The sequence below is a fragment of the Sinomonas sp. T428B genome, from assembly GCF_056780155.1.
The window spans coordinates 1600472-1621572 of sequence record NZ_JBRAZR010000001.1 but is presented as its reverse complement, the minus strand read 5'-3'; the positions used below and the strand labels follow the sequence as shown (position 1 = coordinate 1621572).

Sequence of the window (21101 nt, the reverse complement as noted above, 5' to 3'; positions counted from 1 at the left end):
AGTGGTGAACAGCATGCAGGGCGACGCGCTGGTCGGCTCGCTCGTCGACGGGCGCTACCTCGTGCGGTCGCGCCTCGCGAGCGGCGGGATGGCGACCGTCTACGTCGCCACCGACACCAAGCTCGAGCGGGACGTGGCCCTCAAGGTCCTGCACCCGCATCTGAGCCTCGACCCGACCTTCACGGAGCGGTTCGAGCGGGAGGCGAAGGCCGCAGCCCGGCTCTCGCATCCGCACGTCGTCTCGGTCCTGGACCGCGGGCACGACGGCTCCTTGTTCTACCTCGTCATGGAGCACGTCCCGGGCCGCAGCCTGCGCCGCCTGCTCGAGGAGCATGGGGCGCTCGCCCCACGGCAGGCCCTCGCCCTCACGGACGCGATCGTCGACGGGCTCGCCGCCGCGCACGCGGCAGGCCTCATCCACCGGGACGTCAAGCCGGAGAACGTCCTGCTCGGCGACGCCGGGCAGATCAAGGTCGCGGACTTCGGGCTCGCCCGGGCGGTCACGGCGGCGACGAGTACCGGCGCGCTCATCGGGACGGTCGCCTACATCGCCCCCGAGCTCGTGGAGGGGCGCGGGGCCGATGCCCGCAGCGACCTCTACTCGGTGGGCATCATGCTGTACGAGCTGCTCACGGGCGTCCAGCCCTTCCGCGGGGACACCCCGATCCAGGTCGCATACAGGCACGTGACCGCCGACGTCCCCGCCCCCTCGGAGGCCGTCCCGGGCCTCTCCCCCGAGCTCGACGAGCTCGTCCAGTGGGCCTGCGCCCGGGATCCGGAGGCCCGCCCCGTGGACGCCGCGGCCTTCCTCGACGAGCTCCGGCACGTCCGCACGCACCTCACCGACGCCCAGCTCGACCACAGTCCCAGCCCCCTGCCGGCTGCCCATGAGCAGGGCGCGCCGCACGGCCAGACCCCTGCCGGGCCCGACGCCACCACGGAAGCGCTCCCTGTGCGCGGCTGGGCACTCGTCGGGCAGGCGGAGCCGGGCCCGACGCCGCCCGCTCCCACCGAGGTGATCGGCGCCGGCATGGCCCACACGTCCGTCATGCCCCGCCACGACCACGGCGTCCGGCCCCCCTCAGCCCGGGAGCTCCGCCGCCGCGAGCGGGAGGCGGCGCGTGCTGCCGCCACGGCGGCGGCGACGCCCACACGCTCGCTCACCGGCGGACGGCGGCGGCTGCGCGGCGCCGTCTGGATCGCCGTCATCGCGCTGCTCGCCCTCGTCGCGGCCGGCGCGGGCTGGTTCTTCGGCGTCGGCCCCGGGGCGGCTGCGACCGTCCCGGACGTCAAGAACCTCACGGTCGCCCAGGCCACGCCGCTCTTCGAGGAGGCCGGCCTCGCGTTCTCGACGCAGGACGTCTTCGACGACGCCGTCGCGCAGGGGCTCATCGTGGGCAGCACCCCTGCAGGGGGGACCCAGATCCGGCGCTTCCAAGGCGTCGACGTGCTCGTCTCCAAGGGCCCACAGCTCTTCCCCCTCCCGGACGTCCGGACCAAGCCGCTCGAGGCGGCGAAGTCCGAGCTCACGGGGGCGGAGATGGCCGTCGGGGCCGTCACGGAGGCGTTCCACGACGATGCCCCGGCGGGCACGGTGCTGGCCCAGGACCCTGGGCCGGGCACCCCCCTGCGCCGGGGCAGCGCGGTGGCCCTCACGGTCTCGAAGGGCCCGCAGCCGATCCCGGTTCCCTCGGTCGTGGGGCGCACCCAGTCGGAGGCCCTCTCGGCGCTGCGCGCCGCCGGCCTGAACCCCGTCGTCAGCTCGGAGGAGGTCAACGACCGCAGCGTGCCCAAGGGCTCGGTCGCGGCCCAGTCGCCCGCCCCCGGCACGGCGCTGACGAAGGGCGGAGAGGTCACGCTGACGATCTCGAAGGGCCCGCGCCTCGTCAAGGTCCCGGACTTCGTGGGCAAGCAGGCGCGCGAGGCCGAGGAGAAGCTGCGCGAGCTCGGCTTCGAGGTGCGCATCGAGAAAGTCCTCGGGGGGTTCTTCGGCACAGTGCGCGCCCAGGACCCCGTGGACAAGGAGGTCCCCGAGGGCAGCGTCGTGACCCTCACTGTGGTCTGACGCCGTCCCCCGGGGACCAGCCTGTCAGTGGTGCTTCGAGAGCGCCCCCGCGACGAGGAACGCCATCTCGAGCGACTGCATGTGGTTGAGGCGGGGGTCGCACACGGACTCGTAGCGGTCCGCGAACGCCGCCTCGTCGATCGGGTCGGAGCCTCCGAGGCACTCGGCCACGTCGTCGCCCGTCATCTCCATGTGCAGGCCGCCGGGCACCGTGCCGAGGGCGTCGTGGACCTCGAAGAAGCCGCGGACCTCGTCCACGACGTCGTCGAAGCGGCGCGTCTTGTAGCCGTTCTGGCTCGTGACCGTGTTCCCGTGCATGGGGTCAGTGACCCACAGGACCTGGGCGCCGGAGGCCGTGACCTTCTCGATGACCGGCGGGAGCTTCTCCCTGATGTTGCGAGCACCCATGCGCGTGATGAAGGTCAGGCGGCCGGGCTCGCGCTCGGGGTCGAGGCGGTCGATGAGCCGCAGCGCGTCGTCGCCCGTCGTGCTGGGGCCGAGCTTGACGCCGATGGGGTTGCGCACCCGGGCGAGGAAGTCGACGTGCGCGTGGTCGATCTCCCGCGTGCGCTCCCCGATCCAGAGGAAGTGAGCCGAGGTGTCGTACGGGAGGCCCGTGCGGGAGTCGATGCGGGTCAGGGCGCGCTCGTAGTCGAGCAGGAGCGCCTCATGGCTCGCGAAGAACTCGACGCGCTTGAGCGCCTCGAAGTCCGCCCCGCACGAGTGCATGAACTGGATCGCGCGGTCGATCTCGCGCGCGAGGGACTCGTAGCGGGCGTGGGCAGGGTTCTCGGTGAAGCCCTTGTTCCACATGTGCACGAGCCGCAGGTCGGCGAACCCGCCCTGGGTGAAGGCGCGGATGAGGTTCAGGGTCGACGCCGACGTGTGGTACGCGCGCAGCATGCGGCGCGCGTCGTGGGCGCGGGACTCGGGGGTGAAGTCGTAGCCGTTGACGATGTCCCCCCGGTAGGCCGGGAGCGTCACGCCATCGCGCGTCTCGTCGTTCGACGAGCGCGGCTTGGCGAACTGGCCTGCCATGCGCCCCATCTTGATGACCGGCAGCTGGGCGCCGTAGGTGAGCACGACGGCCATCTGGAGGATCGTGCGCACGCGGGCGCTGATGCGGTCCGCCGTGGCGGCCTCGAAGGTCTCGGCGCAGTCGCCGCCCTGGAGCAGGAACGCCTTGCCCTGGGCGGCGGCGGCGAGCCGCTCGCGCAGCAGGTCAACCTCGCCGGCGAAGACGAGCGGCGGGAGGATCGACAGCTCGGAGATCGCGCTCCGGAAGGCGTCCTGGTCAGCCCACGTGGGCTGCTGCGAGGCCGGCAGGGAGCGCCAGTTGTCGAGCCCCGGGTAGTCCGCGGCGCCGCTCTGGGCGGTGCTCGTGAAGGGGGCCGCTGGCGATACGGAGAGTTGAGTCACCATCCAAGGCTAAGCCCTGACGCGGGGCGCGCGCTCATGCGTCGCTGCGGGGCCCCTCCTCGCCGGGCGCGGGGGCATCGCTTCCCGGCCGCGCGGGCGGATTCGGCGCCACCGCTCCCGCCTGCTGCGCCTTGACGAGTGCCGCGTACGCGTCGACGTACTCCTGCCCGGAGAGCAGCTGGATCTGGCGCATGACGGCGTTGGTCACCTCGCGCTGGACATCGCGGTCCTCGGCGCGGTCGTAGTACTCCGAGAAGTCGAGCGGGCGGCCGATGATCATGCCCACGCGGCGGATTGTGGGGATGCGCTTGCCGATCGGCTGGACCTTGTCCGTGCCGATCATGGCGACGGGCAGGATCGGCACGCGCGCCTCGAGGGCCAGCCGGGCGACGCCGACCTTGCCGCGGTACAGGCGGCCGTCGGGGCTGCGCGTGCCCTCGGGGTAGATGCCGAGGAGCCCGCCGTGGTGGAGGATCTGAGTCCCGGCGCCGAGGGACGCCGCGGAGGCCTCCCCGCCCGAGCGGTCCATGGGCAGCTGGTTGGTGTAGCGGAAGAACGCGGCAGTGAGCCGGCCCTTGAGGCCCCTGCCCGTGAAGTACTCCTGCTTGGCCAGGAACACGACGGGCCTGCGGAGCATGACCGGCATGAAGATCGAGTCGGAGAAGGAGAGGTGGTTCGAGGCGAGGATTGCCGCCCCGGACTCGGGGACGTGGGCCCGGCCCTTGACCCACGGCCTGAAGAGGAGCTTGACAATGGGACCGATGAAGATCCGCTTGAGGATCCAGTAGACCACGGCAGCGCCTTCCGCTGAGCGAGCGTGCATGCACGCCCCACTCTAATGAGGGGGCGCTCCCCGCGGGCGAGTGCGCGTGCGCCCGGTGCGTCGCGGTGCCACGATAGTCGCATGGACCGGCAGGCTCCCGCGGACGGCATGCGCCTCGGCGTCGCCGTGTGCCACGGCTTCTCCGGCACACGGTCCTCGGTCCTGCCGTGGGCCGAGGGGCTCGCCGCGGCGGGCTTCGACGTCGAGGTCCCCCTCCTGCCCGGCCACGGGACCGACTGGCAGGACCTCGAGGGCCGGCGCTGGCGCGAGTGGGCCGGCGCGTACGAGGACGCGTGCCGGCGCCTCGCGGCCCGGACCGACATGCTCTTCGTGGCGGGACTGTCGATGGGAGGGGCCATCGCCCTGTGGACCGCCGCCCGCCTGCCCGTGGCGGGGGTCGCCGTCGTCAACCCCGGCCTCGGGTTCTACGACTGGCGCGTGCGGTACATCGGGGCGCTCCGGCTCGTGCAGCGCACGGCGAGCCCGATCGAGGAGGCGGGCGCCCCCGATCCGGTCGGCGACGAGGGCGACTACTCGCTGACCCCGCTCGCGGCGGTCCACGAGCTCAAGCGGCTCTTCCGCACCGTGGACAGGTCCCTGCCCCGGGTCACCGCCCCGCTGCTCGCGTTCCGCTCCGACGGCGACCCGGTGGTGCCGCCGTCGTCCCTCGAGCGGATCCTCAGGCGCGTGCAGAGCTCGGACATCGAGGTGGTCCACCTGCGCCGCAGCGCCCATGTCGCGACGCGCGGCCCCGAATGCCCCCTCATCGTCGAGCGCACCGCGGCCTTCTTCGCCCGCTGCGCTCGGGATCCGTCGGCCCGACGCAACGCCGTCGGGGCATAATGCATGCCATGGACACCCCATCGCCGGGCATCGGTGTTGTGCTCAGCCACGGATTCACGGGATCGCCGACGGCCGTGGAGCCGTGGGCCGAGGCCCTGCGCGCCGAGGGATTCACGGTCGTCACGCCCCTGCTCCCGGGCCACGGGACGAGCTGGGAGGACCTTGCGACCCGCTCGTGGCACGAGTGGTACGACGCGTACGAGGAGGCCTACCACGGGCTCGCGAGGGAGTGCAGCTCGATCGTGGCCGCGGGCCTGTCGATGGGCGGGACCCTCGCGCTGCGGCTCGCCTCCCGTCAGCCCGTGGCAGGCGTGACCGTCGTCAACCCCGCGCTCGTCGTGGACGACCCCCGGTCGCACGTCTCCGGCGTCCTCCGCCGTGCCCTGCGGACGGTGCCCGGCATCCTCAACGACATCAAGCGGCCGGGCCAGGACGAGAACGCGTACCTGCGCGTCCCGGTCGCCGCCGGGCACGAGCTCAAGCTCCTCACGCGGGACGCCTTCCTCTCGCTGCCGCGGGCCACCGCGCCCCTGCAGGTGTTCCGCTCGACGGTCGACCACGTCGTGACGAGCGGCCGGAGCCTCGCCGCGATCGTCCGGCTCTACGGCGGCACGGACATCCGCATCGTGCGGCTCCCCAACAGCTACCACGTTGCGACCCTGGACTACGACGCCGGCACGATCTTCGCAGAGTCGGCCGCCTTCATCCGCGGGCTCGGGCAGGGCGCCCCGGGACGCGCCGACGCGAGGAGCGAGGCATGAACGCCCGGCCCGACCCGGACCGCCCCGACCACGCGGCCGAGGACGACGCCTGGCGCGACCTCGTCGCACGCCTCCGCGGCGCTGCCGCGGGGCCCGGGGAGGACGGCCCCGCGCCCGCCGAGCCCTCTGCGGCAGAGCGCGCCGAGCGCGCGGCGGGAACCCCGCGCGGCCCGGCCAGGGACGACGGCGCCGCACCCGCCTCCCCCTTCGACGCCTTCGACCCGCTCGGGGTCTCGCGCCGGGAGCCCGAAGCAGATCCGGGCGATCCAGGGGACCGAGGGAACACCGCGCACTCTCGCCGGGGCCGGGAGGCTGACGGTGCCGAGGAGGCCGACGAGATGCTGCCGGGCGACTTCGTGCCCGAGGAGCCCGCGCCCGTCCTCGCGGGCGCGGACCCCGCCGTCGTGCTCGCATGGTGCGGCGCGATCGGCGGGCCCGTCGCGCTCCTGCTGTGCGCCCTCCTGTGGCGGGGCGTGCCCGGGTACGTCGTCGCGCTGCTCATCGCGGCCTTCCTGGCCGGTGTCGGGGCGCTCATCATGCGTTTGCCACGCCACAAGGACGACGGCGACGACGGCGCCCGCGTCTAAGAGGCGCGACGGCGACGACGGCGCGCGCGTCTGGCAACCTACTGAATCACTGCTGAGGGGATCAGCGCACGGCGCCGTGCGCGCGCAGGCTCACGCGCGAGAGGTCCGCGGCGCCGATGAGCCCGGCCTCGGGACCGAGGTGGGCACGCTCGATCCCGGCCAGGGGGCGGAAGCCGCGGCCCGTGAGGTTGCGCGCGAAGGCCCGGCGGGCCGGCTCGAGCAGGAGCTCGCCCGCGTCGCAGAGGCCCCCGCCGATCACGAAGGTGCCGGGGTCGAGGGCCGCGGCGAGGTTGGCGAGCCCGAGGCCGAGCCATTCGCCGACGTCCTCGAGCAGCTCGCGCGAGGCGGCGTCGCCCTCGCGCGCGAGCTCGGTCACGATGGCGCCGGTGATCGCCTCCGGGTCCCCGCCCACGGCGCGCAGGAGCTCCTGGGCGACCGGGGAGTTGGCGCGGGCCAGCTCGCGGGCCTCGCGGCCGAGGGCATTCCCTGAGGCGTACTGCTCCCAGCAGCCCCGGTTGCCGCACTCGCAGCGGTGCCCGCCGGGCACGATCACCTGATGGCCGAACTCGCCGGCGACGCCGTAGCGGCCGCGCTCGAGCCGGCCCGAGAGGACCATGGCCCCGCCGATCCCCGTGCCGAGGGTGATGCACACGAGGCGCGGCTCGCTGCGACCCGCACCGAAGCGCCATTCGGCCCATGCGGCAGCGTCGGCGTCGTTGGTGAGGTGGACGCGCCGGCGCAGGAGCCGCTCGAGGTTCTCGCGGAGGGGCTCGTTGCGCCACGCGAGGTGCGGGCTGAAGAGCACGGTGCCGCCGTCGAGGTCCATCCAGCCCGCGGCCCCGATGCCCACGGAGGAGATGCGGTGGTCCTCGCTGAGCTCGCCGACGAGCTCGGCGATGACCCGCTCGACCTCGCGGGGTTCCGTGCCCGGCGTCGCGCGGCGGGCACGCCGGAGCACGTGGCCCTCGGCGTCCACGACGCCCGCGGCCACCTTGGTGCCGCCGATGTCGATGCCGATGGCGAGCCCGCGGCGTCGCAGGCGGGGTCCGTCGGCACGGAAGGTCGGGGCGAAGCGCGGTCTCGGCACGCAGGCCAGTCTATGGCGCGAACGTGGCCCGGACTGTAAAGTTACCGGCCAGTAGATACTCGCCGTGACGTGCAGCACAGTGCGCGCGGCTGCTTGGATATGGTTAAGCCATCTCCCGCGCACCCGGGAGATTTCGAAGGAGATGCTGTGCGCGAAATCGTTGTCCCTCCCCTCGTCCCTCAGCCCGTCGCCAGGAACATCACCGACTTCGTCATCGAGCAGGCTGAGAAGCCCTCGAATCCGCCCCTCTTCGCCACCCGCGACGCCGCGGGCCAGTGGCAGGATGTCTCCGCGAAGGACTTCCTCGCCGACGTCCACGACATCGCCAAGGGCCTCATCGCCGAGGGGATCTCCCTGGGCGACCGGATCGGCATCATGGCCCGCACCTGCTACGAGTGGACCCTCGTCGACTTTGCGATCTGGTTCGCGGGCGGGGTCAGCGTCCCGATCTACGAGACCTCCTCCCCGTCGCAGATCGCGTGGAACCTCGGCGACTCGGGCGCAGTGGCCGCCTTCGGCGAGGCCGCGCACCACGAGGACGCCATCCGCCAGGCCGTCGACGCCGAGGGCCTCGACGCCGTGCGCCACGTCTGGCAGCTTACCCCCGCCGGCCTGTCGGCGCTCCGGGCCGCCGGGGCCCGCGTGACCGACGAGGAGCTCGAGGCCCGTCGCTCGGCCGCGACCCTCGAGACCCTCGCGACGATCATCTACACATCCGGCACGCTGGGCCGCCCCAAGGGCTGCGAGCTTACCCACGGGAACTTCGTGGCCCTGTCCGAGAACGCGACGGCGGCCCTCTCCGAGGTCGTCCAGCACGGTGCCAAGACCATCATGTTCCTGCCCCTGGCCCACGTCTTCGCGCGCTTCATCTCCGTCCTCGCCGTCGCCGCGGGCTGCCAGGTCGCGCACACCCCGGACGTGAAGAACCTGCTGGCCGACCTCCAGAGCTTCTCGCCGACGTTCATCCTCGCCGTCCCGCGCGTTTTCGAGAAGGTCTACAACTCGGCGCTTACCAAGGCCGAGGACTCCGGCAAGGGCAAGATCTTCCTCGCGGCCGCGGACACGGCCATCGCGTGGTCGAGGGCCCACGACGACGGCGGCTCGCCCTCGCTGGGCCTGCGCCTCAGGCACGCCCTCTTCGACCTCCTCGTGTACAAGAAGCTGCGCCACGCGATGGGCGGCCGGGTCCGCTACGCGGTCTCGGGCGGAGGCCCGCTCGGCACCCGCCTCGGGCACTTCTTCCACGGGATCGGCCTGACGGTGCTCGAGGGCTACGGCCTGACCGAGACCACGGCGCCGGTCTCGGTCAACACGCCGTCGCTCATCAAGATCGGCACCGTGGGCGCCCCGCTCCCCGGCAACGGGGTGCGGATCGCGGACGACGGCGAGATCCTCGCCAAAGGCTCGTGCGTCATGCGCGGCTACTACAACCTCCCTGAACTCCAGGCCGAGACCTTCACGGACGGCTGGTTCCACACGGGCGACATCGGCGAGCTCGACCCGGACGGCTACCTGCGCATCACCGGCCGCAAGAAGGATCTCATCGTGACGGCGAGCGGCAAGAACGTCGCCCCGGCCCAGCTCGAGGACCAGATCCGCTCGGACGCCCTCGTCTCCCAGGTCGTCGTCGTGGGCGACAACCGCCCGTTCATCGCCGCGCTCGTGACGCTCGACGAGGAGGCCCTCCCGGGCTGGCTCGAGCGGCACGGCCTCAGCCCCGCGCTCACCCCGGCGCAGGCCGCCGAAGAGCCGGCCGTGACGGCTCACGTCCAGAGCGTGATCGACCGGGCCAACACGAGCGTGTCCAAGGCCGAGTCGATCCGGGCGTTCCGGATCGTGCCGACCGACTTCACGGAGGCCTCGGGGCATCTCACCCCGTCGATGAAGGTCAAGCGCTCCCAGGTGATCGCGGACTTCGGCTCATACGTCGAGGACATCTACGCCCGGAGGCAGGACGCCGCGAAGAAGGACGCCGCGCCCGCCTGATGCACGCGCGGACCTGATCCACGCGCGCCAGCCGCCCCCGCCCGATCCGGGCGGGGGCGGCTCTGCGCTGAGGTTCGCGCTCTGCCAGCTGCCGGCGCTACTCCGCCGCGAGCTGGTCCACGACGAGGGCCGCGAGCTCGATGGCCGCCTCGCGGGTGGCGGGGCGCAGCTTCCGGAAGTCGATCTGCGAGCCCTCGGCGAGATGCCGGTCGTGCGGAATGCGGACCACGTGCTGCACGCGCGTCCGGAAGTGGTCCTCGATTGCGTCCACATCCACACGGGTCCCCCCGCCCGCGGACATATTGATGACGACGATCGCCTTCTTCACGAGGTCCCCCCGGTCGTGGGCCTCGAGCCACGAGAGCGTCTCGGAGGCGAGCCGCGCCTCGTCGACGCTCCCGCCGGAGACCAGCACCACGGCGTCGGCCTTCTCGAGGGTGCCCTGCATGACCGAGTGGACCATGCCCGTCCCCGAGTCGGTGAGCACGATCGAGTAGTAGCGGCCCAGGACGTCGGTCACCGCACGGTAGTCGGCGTCGTTGAAGGCATGCGCCACCATCGGATCGGCATCGGAGGCGAGCACGTCGAGCCGCGAGCCCTCGCGGGCCGTGTAGCTCGAGAGCTGCGCGAAGGAGGTGACGTCGAACCTGTCCTTGACCAGCTGCCGCGCGGTGTGGGTGGCGCGGCCGGGGTTGCGGTCCGAGAGGGTCCCCCGGTCCGGGTTCGCGTCCATGGCGATGACCCGGTCCTCGCGGAGGTCGGCGAGGGCCATGCCCAGGAGGGTCGTGACCGTGGTCTTCCCGACCCCGCCCTTGCGCGAGAGGACCGGCACGTACCGGGTCCGCTCGCCGAGACGCATCGCGATGCGGTGCTCGAGTGCGCGCTGGAACCGCACGGCGTCCGAGTCTCCGAGGTTCACATAGCCGAGGGTCGCGTAGTACACGAGGCGGCGCCATCCGCCGACGGGCGGGGCCGACGTCATCGCGACGAGCCGGTCAGAGGTGAGCGAGGCCGGGAGCTCCGGCCCCTCGGAACGGGAGCGCCGCTCGCTCGCGGGAGGCTGGGCGGACCCCGTGCGTTCTTCAGGTTCCGCAGGTCCCGCGGCAGGAACGTCCTGGCCGGCCGCCGACGCCGACACCGCGTCCGTCGGGTCGGGGCGCAGCGACTCGGGCCCGGACGTCACGAGCGGGTGCGAGGCGAGCCATTCCGCCGACGGCTGCGGGACGGTCTGCGGGCCGAGCTGCGGCACGGCCCCGGGTCCCGGAGGCGAGGGGGGCTGCGACGGCACGGGAGGAATCGCGGCCGGCGCGATGGGTCCCGTGGACAGTGCAGCAAGCGACTCTGCGCTCGTGTGGTCCTGGGCATCGGTGAAGCTCACGACGCCGATCGAGGCCGCCGGCGCGGCGGGCGCCCCAGTCTCGCTCGGCTCCCCTTCGGCCGCCTCCCCCTCGGGAGCCTCGGCAGCCTCGGCGTCGTCCTGGCCCTCCTCAGGCGCATCCGCCTCTGGGGCGTCTGCGTTGGCCTCCGCGGTGGCCTCGGCGTCGTCTGTCCCTTCGGCGCCGCCGGCAGCCTCGGCGTCGTCCTTCGGCTCGGCGCTGGCCGTGGGCTCCGCGTCGTCCTTCGGCTCGGGCGTCGTGTGCTGGCTCATGGGCTCCCGTCCATCGAGTGTCCAGTCGCGACCGGTGGCGGCGTCCTGAGCCGCCGCCACCGGTCCCTGGTCGGGCCCCAGTCTAGTCGCGCGCCGGGGCCCGACGGAGATCGCAGGGCTACTCGGCGCCCACGACGAGCAGGAGGTCGCCGCCCTGAACCTGCTCGACGCCGCTCACGACGATGCGCCCGACCTTGCCGGAGACAGGGCTCGTGATCGAGGCCTCCATCTTCATGGCCTCGATCGTCGCGACGGAGTCGCCGGCCTGGATGACATCGCCCTCCTTGGCCGTGACGGTGACGGCGCCCGCGAACGGCGCGGCGATGTGCCCCGGGTTCGTCGCGTCGGCCTTCTCGGCCTGCTTGACGTTGCTCTGGACCGAGCGGTCGCGCACCGCGACGGGACGGGACTGGCCGTTGAGCGTCGCGATGACCGTGCGCATGCCCTTCTCGTCCGGCTCCGAGACCGCCTCGAGCTGGGCGATGAGGCGGACGCCCTTCTCGAGCTCGATGACGTGCTCCTGGCCACGCTGGAGGCCGTAGAGGTAGTCGCGCGTGTCGAGGACGGCGAGGTTGCCGTACGTGTCGCGGCTCGTCTGGTAGTCCTTGGTCGGGCCGGGGAAGAGCAGCCGGTTGAGCGTGGCACGGCGGGTCGCGGAGTCGCCGCGCAGGGCCGCGGAGTCCTCCGCGCTCAGGGTCTCCTCGCGCACCTTGACGGTGCGGCCCTGGAGGGCCTTCGTACGGAAGGGCTCGGGCCAGCCGCCGGGCGGGTCGCCGAGCTCGCCGCCCAGGAAGCCGATGACGGAATCCGGGATGTCGTACTTCTGCGGGTTCTCCTGGAAGTCCGCGGGGTCCGCGTTGAGGCCCACGAGGTGCAGGGCCAGGTCGCCGACGACCTTGGAGGACGGCGTGACCTTGACGAGGCGCCCGAGGATCCGGTCCGCGGCGGCGTACATGTCCTCGATGGCCTCGAAGCGCTCCGCGAGGCCGAGGGCCGTGGCCTGCTGGCGCAGGTTGGACAGCTGCCCGCCCGGGATCTCGTGCAGGTAGACCCGGCCCGTCGGGCCCGGGAGCCCGGACTCGAACGGCGCGTAGACGCGGCGCACGGCCTCCCAGTAGGGCTCGAGGGCGCCGACGTTGGCGAGCGAGATGCCCGTGTCGCGTGGCGTGTGGGCGAGGGCCGCGACGAGCGCGGAGGCGCTCGGCTGGCTCGTCGTGCCGGCGAGGGCCGCCGAGGCGACGTCCACGGCGTCGACCCCGGCCTCGACCGCAGCGAGGAGCGTCGCGAGCTGGCCGCCAGCCGTATCGTGCGTGTGCAGGTGGACCGGCAGGTCGAACCGCTCGCGCAGGGCGGAGACGAGCTTGGCGGCCGCGGCCGGGCGCAGGAGCCCGGCCATGTCCTTGATCGCGAGGATGTGGGCGCCGGCGTCGACGATCTTCTGGGCGAGCTCGAGGTAGTAGTCGAGCGTGTAGAGGTCCTCGTTCGGGTCGAGGAGGTCGCCCGTGTAGCACAGGGCCACCTCGGCCACGGCGGTGCCGGTCTCGCGCACGGCGCGGATGGCCGGGGCCATCTGGTTCACGTCGTTGAGCGCGTCGAAGATGCGGAAGATGTCGATGCCCGTCGCGGCTGCCTCGCGGACGAACGCGTCGGTGACCTCCTCGGGGTACGGCGTGTAGCCGACCGTGTTCCGCCCGCGCAGGAGCATCTGGAGGCACACGTTGGGGATCGCGGCGCGCAGCGACGCGAGGCGCTGCCACGGGTCCTCGCCGAGGAAGCGCAGCGCGACGTCGTACGTCGCCCCGCCCCACGCCTCGACCGAGAGCAGCTGCGGGGTCAGGACCGAGACGGCCGGGCCCGCGGCCACGAGGTCGCGTGTGCGCACGCGGGTCGCCAGGAGGGACTGGTGCGCGTCGCGGAAGGTCGTGTCCGTCACCGCGACGGGGTTCTGCTCGCGCAGGGCCTTCGCGAAGCCCTCGGGCCCGAGCTCGAGGAGCCGCTGCCGGGAGCCGGCGGGGGCGTCCGCGAGGTCGACGGCGGGGAGCTTGGCGCGCGGGTCCGTGTGGACCCTGGGCTCGCCGTTGGGCTTGTTGACCGTGACGTCGGCAAGCCAGGTGAGCAGCTTCGTGCCGCGGTCAGCGGACGAGCGGGCCTTCAGCAGCTCGGGGCGCTCGTCGATGAACGACGTCGCGACATTGCCGGCCACGAAGTCCTCGTCGTCGAGCACGGCCTGCAGGAACGGGATGTTGGTGGAGACGCCGCGGATGCGGAACTCGGCCAGGGCGCGCCGGGCGCGCTTGACGGCCGTCCCGTAGTCGCGGCCGCGGCACGTGAGCTTGACGAGCATCGAGTCGAAGTGGGGGCTGATCTCGGCACCCTGGTAGACCGTGCCGCCGTCGAGGCGCACGCCGGCGCCGCCCGCGGAGCGGTAGCCGGTGATCTTGCCGACGTCGGGGCGGAAGCCGTTGGCCGGGTCCTCGGTCGTGATGCGGCACTGCAGGGCCGCGCCCCTGAGGCGGATCGACTCCTGCGTGAGGCCGAGGTCCGCGAGCGTCTCGCCCGAGGCAATGCGCAGCTGCGCCTGGACGAGGTCGACGTCCGTGACCTCCTCGGTCACGGTGTGCTCGACCTGGATGCGCGGGTTCATCTCGATGAAGACGTGCTGGCCGGCGCGCTCGCCCACGGTGTCGACGAGGAACTCGACCGTGCCTGCGTTGACGTAGCCGAGGGCCTTGGCGAACTTGATGGCGTCGGCGTAGAGCGCCTGCCGGATGGACTCGTCCAGCTGCGGCGCCGGCGCGATCTCGATGACCTTCTGGTGGCGGCGCTGGAGGGAGCAGTCGCGCTCGAAGAGGTGCACGACGTTGCCCTCGGCGTCGGCGAGCACCTGGACCTCGATGTGGCGCGGGCGCAGGACGGCCTGCTCGAGGAAGACGGTCGGGTCGCCGAACGCGGCGTCGGCCTCGCGCATCGCCGCGCTGAGGGCCTCGGGCAGGGCCTCCCGCGTGTCGACGCGGCGCATGCCGCGCCCGCCGCCGCCCGCGACGGCCTTGACGAAGATCGGGAAGCCGATCTCGTCGGCCTCTTTCAGGAGAGCGTCGACGTCGGCGCTCGGCGCGCTCGACTTCAGGGTGGGGATGCCCGCCTTCTTCGCGGCCGCGAGGGCGTGCACCTTGTGGCCGGCGAGTTCGAGGACCTCCGCGGGCGGGCCGACGAAGGTGATTCCGGCCGAGGCAGCGGCGCGCGCGAGCTCGGGGTTCTCCGAGAGGAAGCCGTAGCCGGGGTAGATCGCGTCGGCGCCGGCCTCCTTGGCGACGCGCACGATCTCGTCGACATCCAGGTAGGCGCGGACAGGGTGGCCCTCCTCGCCGATGAGGTAGGCCTCGTCCGCCTTCTGGCGGTGGATCGAGTTGCGATCCTCGTGAGGGAAGACGGCAACGGTCTTGGCGCCGAGCTCGTAGCCGGCGCGGAACGCGCGGATTGCGATCTCTCCGCGGTTTGCGACCAGAATCTTGGAAAACATGGGGCTCCTGTTTCACGCAACGCAGGATGACTAGGTGGTGCCTAGTGTGTATGGCAGCAAAGTATCAGGACAATCACCTGTGGTCTGAATCACGAGACATGCCGTCCACATGACGGGATATGGAGGGTCCGCGGGCTCGGTCGCGCCGCGCCCGGAGCGGGCTCCAGCTCCCACTAAGATGGTCGGAGTCGGCCAGCGGATAGGTAGTGGATTCTCCAGTGCAAACAGTCAGCATCAGCAGCCTCAAGGGCGGAGTCGGGAAGACCTCGGTGACCACGGGACTCGCCTCGGCGGCCCTCGCGGCCGGCATCCCGACCCTCGTGGTCGACCTGGACCCGCATGCTGACGCCTCGACCGCGCTCGGCGTGTCCCCCGACCGCCAGCTCGAGGTGGGACGCATGCTCAAGTCCCCGCGGCGCGCCTTCCTCGAGGACAACGTCGTGCCGAGCTCGTGGGTGCGCCGGGCGGCGGCCCTCAACGGGCACCAGAACCGCGTCCTCGACGTCGCGTACGGCGGCTCGCTCAGCAGCATCTACGACCGCCCGGACCTCGGCCGCCGCGACCTGCGCCGGCTCTCGGCCGTCCTCGACGGGATCGACGGCTATGGCCTCGTGCTCATCGACTGCCCGCCCTCGCTCAACGGCCTCACCCGCATGGCGTGGGCCGCGAGCAGCGGCGTGCTGCTCGTCGCCGAGCCGGGACTCTTCTCGGTGGCCGGCACCGAGCGCACGATGCGCGCGATCAAGCTCTTCAAGGAGGAGTACGCCCCGCGGCTCGCCCCTGCGGGCATCGTCGCCAACCGTGTGCGCCCCTCGTCGGCCGAGCACGGCTACCGGCTCGAGGAGATGCGGCAGATGTTCGGCCCGCTCCTGCTCTCCCCCCACCTGCCCGAGCTTGCCAACTGGCAGCAGATCCAGGGCGCCGCGCACGCCGTGCACCACTGGCCGGGCGAGGCCGCCCGCGGCACCGCCGCGCTCTACGACGAGCTGCTCGGCTCCGTCCTGCGCCAGGGCCGCGAGGTCCGGCCCCGCGCCGGCGTGCGCTGAGCGGCCGCGCGCCCGTCGCACACGACGACGAAGGGGAGCCTCCCGCGGGAGGCTCCCCTTCGTCGTCGTGCGCTCTGTGCGCTGCTGGTCAGCCGATCTTTCGAGCCGCGCGGCGCTTGCTCAGCTCGTCGCCCGGCATCGCCTGATCCGGGGCGTGCTCGCTCGGGAGCTCGGCGAGGCTGCCCTCGACCTCGCGCCACACGCGGCCGACGGCGATGCCGAAGACACCCTGGCCGCCCTGGACGAGGTCGATGACCTCGTCCGCCGAGGTGCACTCATAGACCGACGCGCCGTCGCTCATGAGGGTGATCTGGGCGAGGTCCTCGACGCCGCGCTCGCGCAGGTGGCCGACGGCGATGCGGATCTGCTGAAGGGAGACACCCGTGTCCAGGAGACGCTTGACGACCTTGAGGACGAGGATGTCGCGGAAGCCGTAGAGGCGCTGTGAGCCGCTGCCCGCCGCGCCGCGCACCGTGGGCTCGACGAGGCCGGTGCGCGCCCAGTAGTCGAGCTGGCGGTAGGTGATGCCGGCTGCCTTGCACGCCGTCGGGCCGCGGTAGCCCGCCTCGTCGTCGAGAGCTGGGAGGTCGTCGCTGAACAGGAGGCCCTGCGCGCCGACGGGAACCTCGGTTCCCCGGCCCGCGATGTGCCTGAGATCTCCGGAATCTCCCTTGGGACTCACAAAACCCTCCTTCGCCGCTCCCCTAGGGGGTTGCTTCACCGAGGGGGGCGATCAGAAACGCAGCACTGTAATTACACAGCCGCACACACGTCCAGTGTCGCCTGTTGCCTTCGGGGATGCAATGGGAGCTTTCTGTACTGACGTTAGGGGTGCGGCCCGCCGATTTCAAAGACCCACGCCGGGCAAGGGGATCGTGTCTGAACCGTGACCTGCGGCACGCGCCGGCCGCAGGGACGTCATTCGTCGAAGTCCTCGGGCTCGACGTCGTTCAGGAACTCGCGGAACCGGCGCAGCTCGCTCTCCTCCTCGACGCTCGGCGAGGCCTCCTCCGTGCCCTCCTCGCTGCCCTCGGCGAGCTGGACTCCGGCCTCCTCGAGCACCGCGTCGGCGCACCAGATCCGGCAGTTCACGCGCAGGGCCACCGCGAGGGCATCCGACGCGCGGGACTCGACGGTCGTGCCGTCGTCGAAGCCGAGCTGGGCGTAGAACACGCTGTCCTCGACGGCAACGATCGTCGCGGACACGACCTGCCGGCCGAGACCGTGGACCACGTTCACGAGCAGGTCGTGCGTGAGCGGGCGCGGCGGAACGACGTGCTGCTGGGCGAGGGCGATGGCACTCGCCTCCGCGGTGCCGATCCAGATCGGCAGGTGCCGCTCGCCGTGGGCCTCCTTGAGGAGCACGAGGGGCTGGTTGGACGGCAGCTCGATCCGCACACCGACGACTTCTACCTCGATCATCAGCCATCCATCCTCGAGATGAGCCCGTGGACCAGGGCCCGGTGCAGGGTCAGGAATACCTCGCTGAGCTCACGCGCCTCCTCCGCCGCGCGGGCCCGGGACGCCTCCCCGCGGCGCGAGGCCGTGGGCGCGACGACGCGCTCGATCAGGCCCACCTCCCGCTCGGCCGAGGCCTGGAACGGGCGGAGGTGCCGCGGCTCGAGGCCGTGCGCCTCGAGCTGGACGCACGCGCGGGCAACCTGCAGGGCATGCTCGTCGAACCGGCCGTCGACACGCTCGATGAGTCCGTAGCCGAGCATCGCCTCGACGAGCCGGGCACTCGCGCCGGACTCGGCGCGCAGCTGCTCGTCGCTGAGCGAGCGGGGCCGGGTCGTGGCGAGATGGGCCGAGAGCTCCTCCGAGACGGCGCGCGGAGCGATGCTTGCCCCGCCCGGCAGGCTCTCGGGACGCTCGCCGCGGTCCACCGCGTCGAGGTAGTCCTTGATGACCTTGAGCGGGAGGTACTGGTCGCGCTGGAGGGCCAGGACGAAGCGCAGCCGCTCGACGTCGCCCTCGCTGTACTGGCGGTAGCCCGCGGGCGTTCGCTGGGGGCAGATGAGGCCCTTCTCCTCGAGGAAGCGGATCTTCGAGGCCGTCATCGAGGGGAAGTCCTCGGCCAGCGTGGCCAGGACCTCTCCGATGTTCAGGACGCCGGTTCCCCTCCGCTCGGACTGCGCAGCTGCCATGAGCGGCCCCTACGAGGGCTGTCGTGCGGGGCTGAGATAGAACGTGAGCCGGAACTTGCCGATCTGGACCTCCGCGCCCGTGCGCAGAGCGACCTGGTCCACGCGGTCGTGGTTGACGTAGGTGCCGTTGAGGCTGCCAGCGTCCACGACCTCGAAGCCGGTCCCGGCCCGGCGGAACTCGGCGTGCCGGCGCGAGACCGTCACGTCGTCGAGGAAGATGTCGGCGTCCGGGTGACGGCCCGCCGTCGTGACATCGGAGTCCAGCAGGAACCGGGCGCCCGCGTTGGGGCCGCTGTGGGCGATGAGGAGGGCGGAGCCGAACGGCAGGGCCCGGACGGCCTCGCGTTCCTCAGGGCTCAGGGCAGGGGGCATCGGCGTTTCGGCGCCCACCGGGGGAAGGTGGATCGACGTCGTCTCCGATGCTGATTCCTGACGCTTCGTGACCTCCTCGGCGCCGAGATCCCGGCGCTGGTCGCTCACCATCTGTTCCTCCTCAAACGTCCCTGGCTCCAGAAAACTACCCTACCTGCTGTTCGTACTGGGCGGCACTGAGCAGGCCGTCGGTGTCGGCGCCCTCCGCGAGCTGGACCTCGATGAGCCAGCCCTCGCCGTACGGGTCGGAGTTGACGAGGGCGGGATCGGTGTCGAGGGCCTCGTTGCGCGCCACGACCTTGCCCGAGACGGGGGCGTAGATGTCGCTCACGCTCTTGGTGGACTCGACCTCGCCCACGACCGCGTCCGCCGTCACCTCCGTGCCGACCTCGGGCATCTGGACGTAGACGACGTCGCCGAGCGCGTCCTGGGCGAAGTCAGTGATCCCGATCCGCACGACGCCGTCGCCCGGCTCCGTCGAGACCCACTCGTGCTCGGCGGTGTAGGACAGATCCGCGGGGACGTTGCTCATGCTGCTCGCCTTTCGTCGAAGGAGCTGGAGTGACCGCCACGCATGAGATGAACCCCGAACGGGCCGTGGGGCCGTGTCGCTGAAAGTATAGGCACACAATTTCCCCTGTTCAGGGCCTCATTCCCTGCCCTTTCCTCTGGCACGATGGACGCTATGCCCGAACTTCCGGAGGTCACGGCGCTGACGGCGTTCCTCGACCGGCGCCTCGCCGGGTCGCGGGTCGAGAGCGTCTCCTTCGGCTCTGTGAGCGCGCTCAAGACCGCCGATCCGCCCTACACAGCGCTCGTGGGGCGCACCGTGGCGTCGGTGGGCCGGCGCGGCAAGTTCGTCGTCATCGACACAGTGCCGGGCCAGGGCGGCGGCGAGGACGACGGCGTGCCCCGGCTCGCCGTCGTCGTCCACCTCGCGCTCGGCGGCTGGGTACGTCTCCTCGACGAGCTTCCGACGCCCGCCTCCGCCCGCGGCAAGGGGTACATCGCGGCGCGCTTCGGGTTTGTGCGCGGCGACGGCGAGGAGCGTGAGGAGACGGGCCTGGACCTCACGGAATCGGGGACGTGGAAGCGGCTCTCGGTGCACGTCGTGCGCTCTCCCGAGGACGTCCCGGGCATCGCGGCCCTCGGGCCCGAGCCCCTCGCCGAGGGCTTCACGCTCGAGGACTTCCGCGCGCTCCTGCGCCCCCGGCAGCAGATCAAGGGTCTCCTGCGGGACCAGAAGACGATCGCGGGGATCGGCAACGCCTACAGCGACGAGATCCTGCACGCGGCCAAGATCTCGCCGTTCGCCATCGCGGCGACGCTCGGTGACGACGCGGTGGCCCGCCTGTACGCGGCGATGCGCGAGGTGCTCGCGGCGGCCGTCGAGCACGCGGTGGGCCTGCCGCCCGAGGAGCTCAAGGACGAGAAGCGCGCCACGATGCGCGTCCACCGGCGCACGGGAGAGCCCTGCCCGGTGTGCGGGGACACGATCCTCGAGGTCTCCTTCGCGGACAGCGCCCTGCAGTATTGCCCCACGTGCCAGACCGGCGGGAAGCCGCTCGCGGACCGCCGCACCTCGAAGTTCCTCAAGTAGCCGCGCCACCTCCTGCCCCGGCGGTGGGCCGCCGACACGCGCTCCTCACTGACTGGTTCAGGCGATCGGATCGCCCTGGACCGGGCCCTCGGTGTTGGGCTTCCAGCCCAGCTCCGGGGCGACGTGCTTCGCGAAGCTTTCGAGGATGTGCAGGTTGTACTCGACGCCGAGCTGGTTCGGGATGGTCAGCATGAGAGTGTCCGCGGCCATGACGGCCGTGTCGGCCTTGAGCTGCTCGACGAGGTCGTCGGGCTCGGCCGCGTAGGTCTTGCCGAAGGTGGACTGGAAGCCGTCGATGACGCCGATCTGGTCCGCGTCCGTGCGCATCCCGAAGTACATGGCGTCCCGGCTCGTGGTGATCGGGAAGATGCTGCGGCTCACCGACACGCGCGGCGGCCTGGTGTGGCCCGCGGCCCGGTAGGCCTCGCGGTAGAGGTCGATCTGCTCGCGCTGGAGCTCGTGGAACGGCACGCCCGTCGCCTCGGTGAGGAGCGTCGAGCTCATCATGTTCAGGCCCATCCGGCCAGTCCATTCGGCCGTGGGGCGCGAGCCGCTCCCCCACCAGATCCGCTCGCGCAGGCCGGGCGAGTGCGGCTCGACGCGCAGGAGCGTCCCGGCGGGCGCCTGCCGGGGGTCGGCGGGCGCGATGCCCTCGCCGTCGATCGCCCTGAGGAAGGTCTCGAAGTGCTTGTGCGCGAGGTCGGCGCCGCGGGGATCGGTCGAGCCCGTGTAGCCGAAGGCCTCGTAGCCGCGCAGGGCTGGCTCCGGCGAGCCGCGGCTCACGCCTATGGCGATGCGGCCGGCACTGATGATGTCGAGGGCCGCGAGCTCCTCGGCGAGGTAGAGCGGATTCTCGTACCGCATGTCGATCACGCCGGTGCCCACCTCGATGTGGCTGGTCCGGGCCGCGATCGCGGACAGGAGCGGCACCGGAGAGGCCTGCTGCTTGGCGAAGTGGTGGACGCGGAAGTATGCGCCGTTCACGCCGAGCTCGTCGGCGCCGACGCCGAGCTCGACGGCCTGGCGGATCATGTCCGCCGCGCCGTGCGCCTCCGATCCGTGGGAGGCGCCGTAGTGGCCGAAGGAGAGGAATCCGAACGCTTTCACGTCAGGGATCAACTCGCTCCGGGTCGCGGGAATTCCAGCGGACCCTCCAGGCGGACCCCATAGCGCGCCGCCGGGAAGGGGCGCATGGGG

Annotated in this window: 18 protein-coding genes; 7 read left to right on the top strand and 11 right to left on the bottom strand. The window is 72.1% G+C overall.

The window, feature by feature from the left end; genetic code table 11:
* Positions 1-13: 13 nt before the first annotated feature.
* Entirely contained in the window at positions 14-2065 is a 2052-nt protein-coding gene (locus ACUYMY_RS07490; protein ID WP_481704998.1) for a Stk1 family PASTA domain-containing Ser/Thr kinase, read from the top strand.
* Positions 2066-2089: 24 nt separating this feature from the next.
* Here ACUYMY_RS07490 and ACUYMY_RS07485 read toward each other — a convergent pair whose 3' ends face one another.
* Positions 2090-3487 carry a class II 3-deoxy-7-phosphoheptulonate synthase gene (locus ACUYMY_RS07485; protein ID WP_481702967.1) on the bottom strand — a complete coding sequence of 466 codons (1398 nt, stop codon included), beginning with the start codon at positions 3485-3487 and terminating at the stop codon, positions 2090-2092.
* Between the two features lie 31 nt (positions 3488-3518).
* Entirely contained in the window at positions 3519-4277 is a 759-nt protein-coding gene (locus tag ACUYMY_RS07480; RefSeq protein ID WP_481704997.1) for a lysophospholipid acyltransferase family protein, read from the bottom strand.
* Positions 4278-4388: 111 nt separating this feature from the next.
* On the opposite strand from ACUYMY_RS07480, the gene ACUYMY_RS07475 reads away from it, so the two are divergent.
* Genes ACUYMY_RS07475 through ACUYMY_RS07465 form a run of 3 tightly spaced genes read left to right on the top strand, consistent with a single transcriptional unit; the run spans position 4389 to position 6498 of the window.
* Positions 4389-5150 (top strand): alpha/beta hydrolase, encoded by a 762-nt coding sequence (locus ACUYMY_RS07475; RefSeq protein ID WP_481702966.1) that lies wholly within the window; start codon positions 4389-4391, stop codon positions 5148-5150.
* Between the two features lie 8 nt (positions 5151-5158).
* Positions 5159-5911 (top strand): alpha/beta hydrolase, encoded by a 753-nt coding sequence (locus tag ACUYMY_RS07470; RefSeq protein WP_481702965.1) that lies wholly within the window; start codon positions 5159-5161, stop codon positions 5909-5911.
* Positions 5908-6498 carry a hypothetical protein gene (locus ACUYMY_RS07465; protein ID WP_481702964.1) on the top strand — a complete coding sequence of 197 codons (591 nt, stop codon included), beginning with the start codon at positions 5908-5910 and terminating at the stop codon, positions 6496-6498. The genes ACUYMY_RS07470 and ACUYMY_RS07465 overlap by 4 nt, the downstream gene beginning before the upstream one ends.
* Positions 6499-6559: 61 nt before the next feature.
* On the opposite strand, the gene ACUYMY_RS07460 is transcribed toward ACUYMY_RS07465, so the two are convergent.
* Positions 6560-7585 (bottom strand): ROK family glucokinase, encoded by a 1026-nt coding sequence (locus ACUYMY_RS07460; protein ID WP_481702963.1) that lies wholly within the window; start codon positions 7583-7585, stop codon positions 6560-6562.
* A 147-nt stretch (positions 7586-7732) separates the two neighbouring features.
* Here ACUYMY_RS07460 and ACUYMY_RS07455 point away from each other — a divergent pair, with 147 nt between their 5' ends.
* Positions 7733-9571: an AMP-dependent synthetase/ligase gene (locus tag ACUYMY_RS07455; RefSeq protein ID WP_481702962.1), complete on the top strand. Its 1839-nt coding sequence runs from the start codon at positions 7733-7735 to the stop codon at positions 9569-9571.
* A 97-nt stretch (positions 9572-9668) separates the two neighbouring features.
* On the opposite strand, the gene ACUYMY_RS07450 is transcribed toward ACUYMY_RS07455, so the two are convergent.
* Both ACUYMY_RS07450 and ACUYMY_RS07445 read right to left on the bottom strand, forming a co-directional pair.
* Positions 9669-11219, bottom strand: a complete 1551-nt coding sequence (locus ACUYMY_RS07450) for a MinD/ParA family ATP-binding protein (RefSeq protein WP_481702961.1) — start codon at positions 11217-11219, stop codon at positions 9669-9671.
* 118 nt (positions 11220-11337) lie between these two features.
* Positions 11338-14739 carry a pyruvate carboxylase gene (locus ACUYMY_RS07445; RefSeq protein ID WP_481702960.1) on the bottom strand — a complete coding sequence of 1134 codons (3402 nt, stop codon included), beginning with the start codon at positions 14737-14739 and terminating at the stop codon, positions 11338-11340.
* A gap of 218 nt (positions 14740-14957) precedes the next feature.
* Here ACUYMY_RS07445 and ACUYMY_RS07440 point away from each other — a divergent pair, with 218 nt between their 5' ends.
* Entirely contained in the window at positions 14958-15785 is an 828-nt protein-coding gene (locus ACUYMY_RS07440; protein WP_481702959.1) for a ParA family protein, read from the top strand.
* Between the two features lie 88 nt (positions 15786-15873).
* Here ACUYMY_RS07440 and ACUYMY_RS07435 read toward each other — a convergent pair whose 3' ends face one another.
* From ACUYMY_RS07435 to gcvH, 5 genes are all read right to left on the bottom strand, one after another.
* Complete coding sequence (locus ACUYMY_RS07435; protein WP_481702958.1) at positions 15874-16467, bottom strand: MerR family transcriptional regulator; 594 nt, start codon at positions 16465-16467, stop codon at positions 15874-15876.
* A 236-nt stretch (positions 16468-16703) separates the two neighbouring features.
* Entirely contained in the window at positions 16704-17207 is a 504-nt protein-coding gene (locus tag ACUYMY_RS07430; protein WP_481702957.1) for a bifunctional nuclease family protein, read from the bottom strand.
* Positions 17207-17932 (bottom strand): transcriptional regulator FtsR, encoded by a 726-nt coding sequence (gene ftsR / locus ACUYMY_RS07425; RefSeq protein ID WP_481702956.1) that lies wholly within the window; start codon positions 17930-17932, stop codon positions 17207-17209. The genes ACUYMY_RS07430 and ftsR overlap by 1 nt, the downstream gene beginning before the upstream one ends.
* Positions 17933-17941: 9 nt before the next feature.
* Positions 17942-18415, bottom strand: coding sequence for an FHA domain-containing protein (locus ACUYMY_RS07420; RefSeq protein WP_481702955.1), 474 nt, complete (start codon positions 18413-18415; stop codon positions 17942-17944).
* 34 nt (positions 18416-18449) lie between these two features.
* Complete coding sequence (gene gcvH, locus ACUYMY_RS07415) at positions 18450-18836, bottom strand: glycine cleavage system protein GcvH (protein ID WP_481702954.1); 387 nt, start codon at positions 18834-18836, stop codon at positions 18450-18452.
* A gap of 153 nt (positions 18837-18989) precedes the next feature.
* Between gcvH and ACUYMY_RS07410 the strand changes: the two genes are divergently transcribed.
* Positions 18990-19904, top strand: a complete 915-nt coding sequence (locus ACUYMY_RS07410) for an Fpg/Nei family DNA glycosylase (protein ID WP_481702953.1) — start codon at positions 18990-18992, stop codon at positions 19902-19904.
* Between the two features lie 57 nt (positions 19905-19961).
* On the opposite strand, the gene ACUYMY_RS07405 is transcribed toward ACUYMY_RS07410, so the two are convergent.
* On the bottom strand, positions 19962-21011 hold the full coding sequence (locus tag ACUYMY_RS07405; protein WP_481702952.1) for an LLM class flavin-dependent oxidoreductase: 1050 nt from the start codon (positions 21009-21011) through the stop codon (positions 19962-19964).
* Positions 21012-21101: the final 90 nt, after the last annotated feature.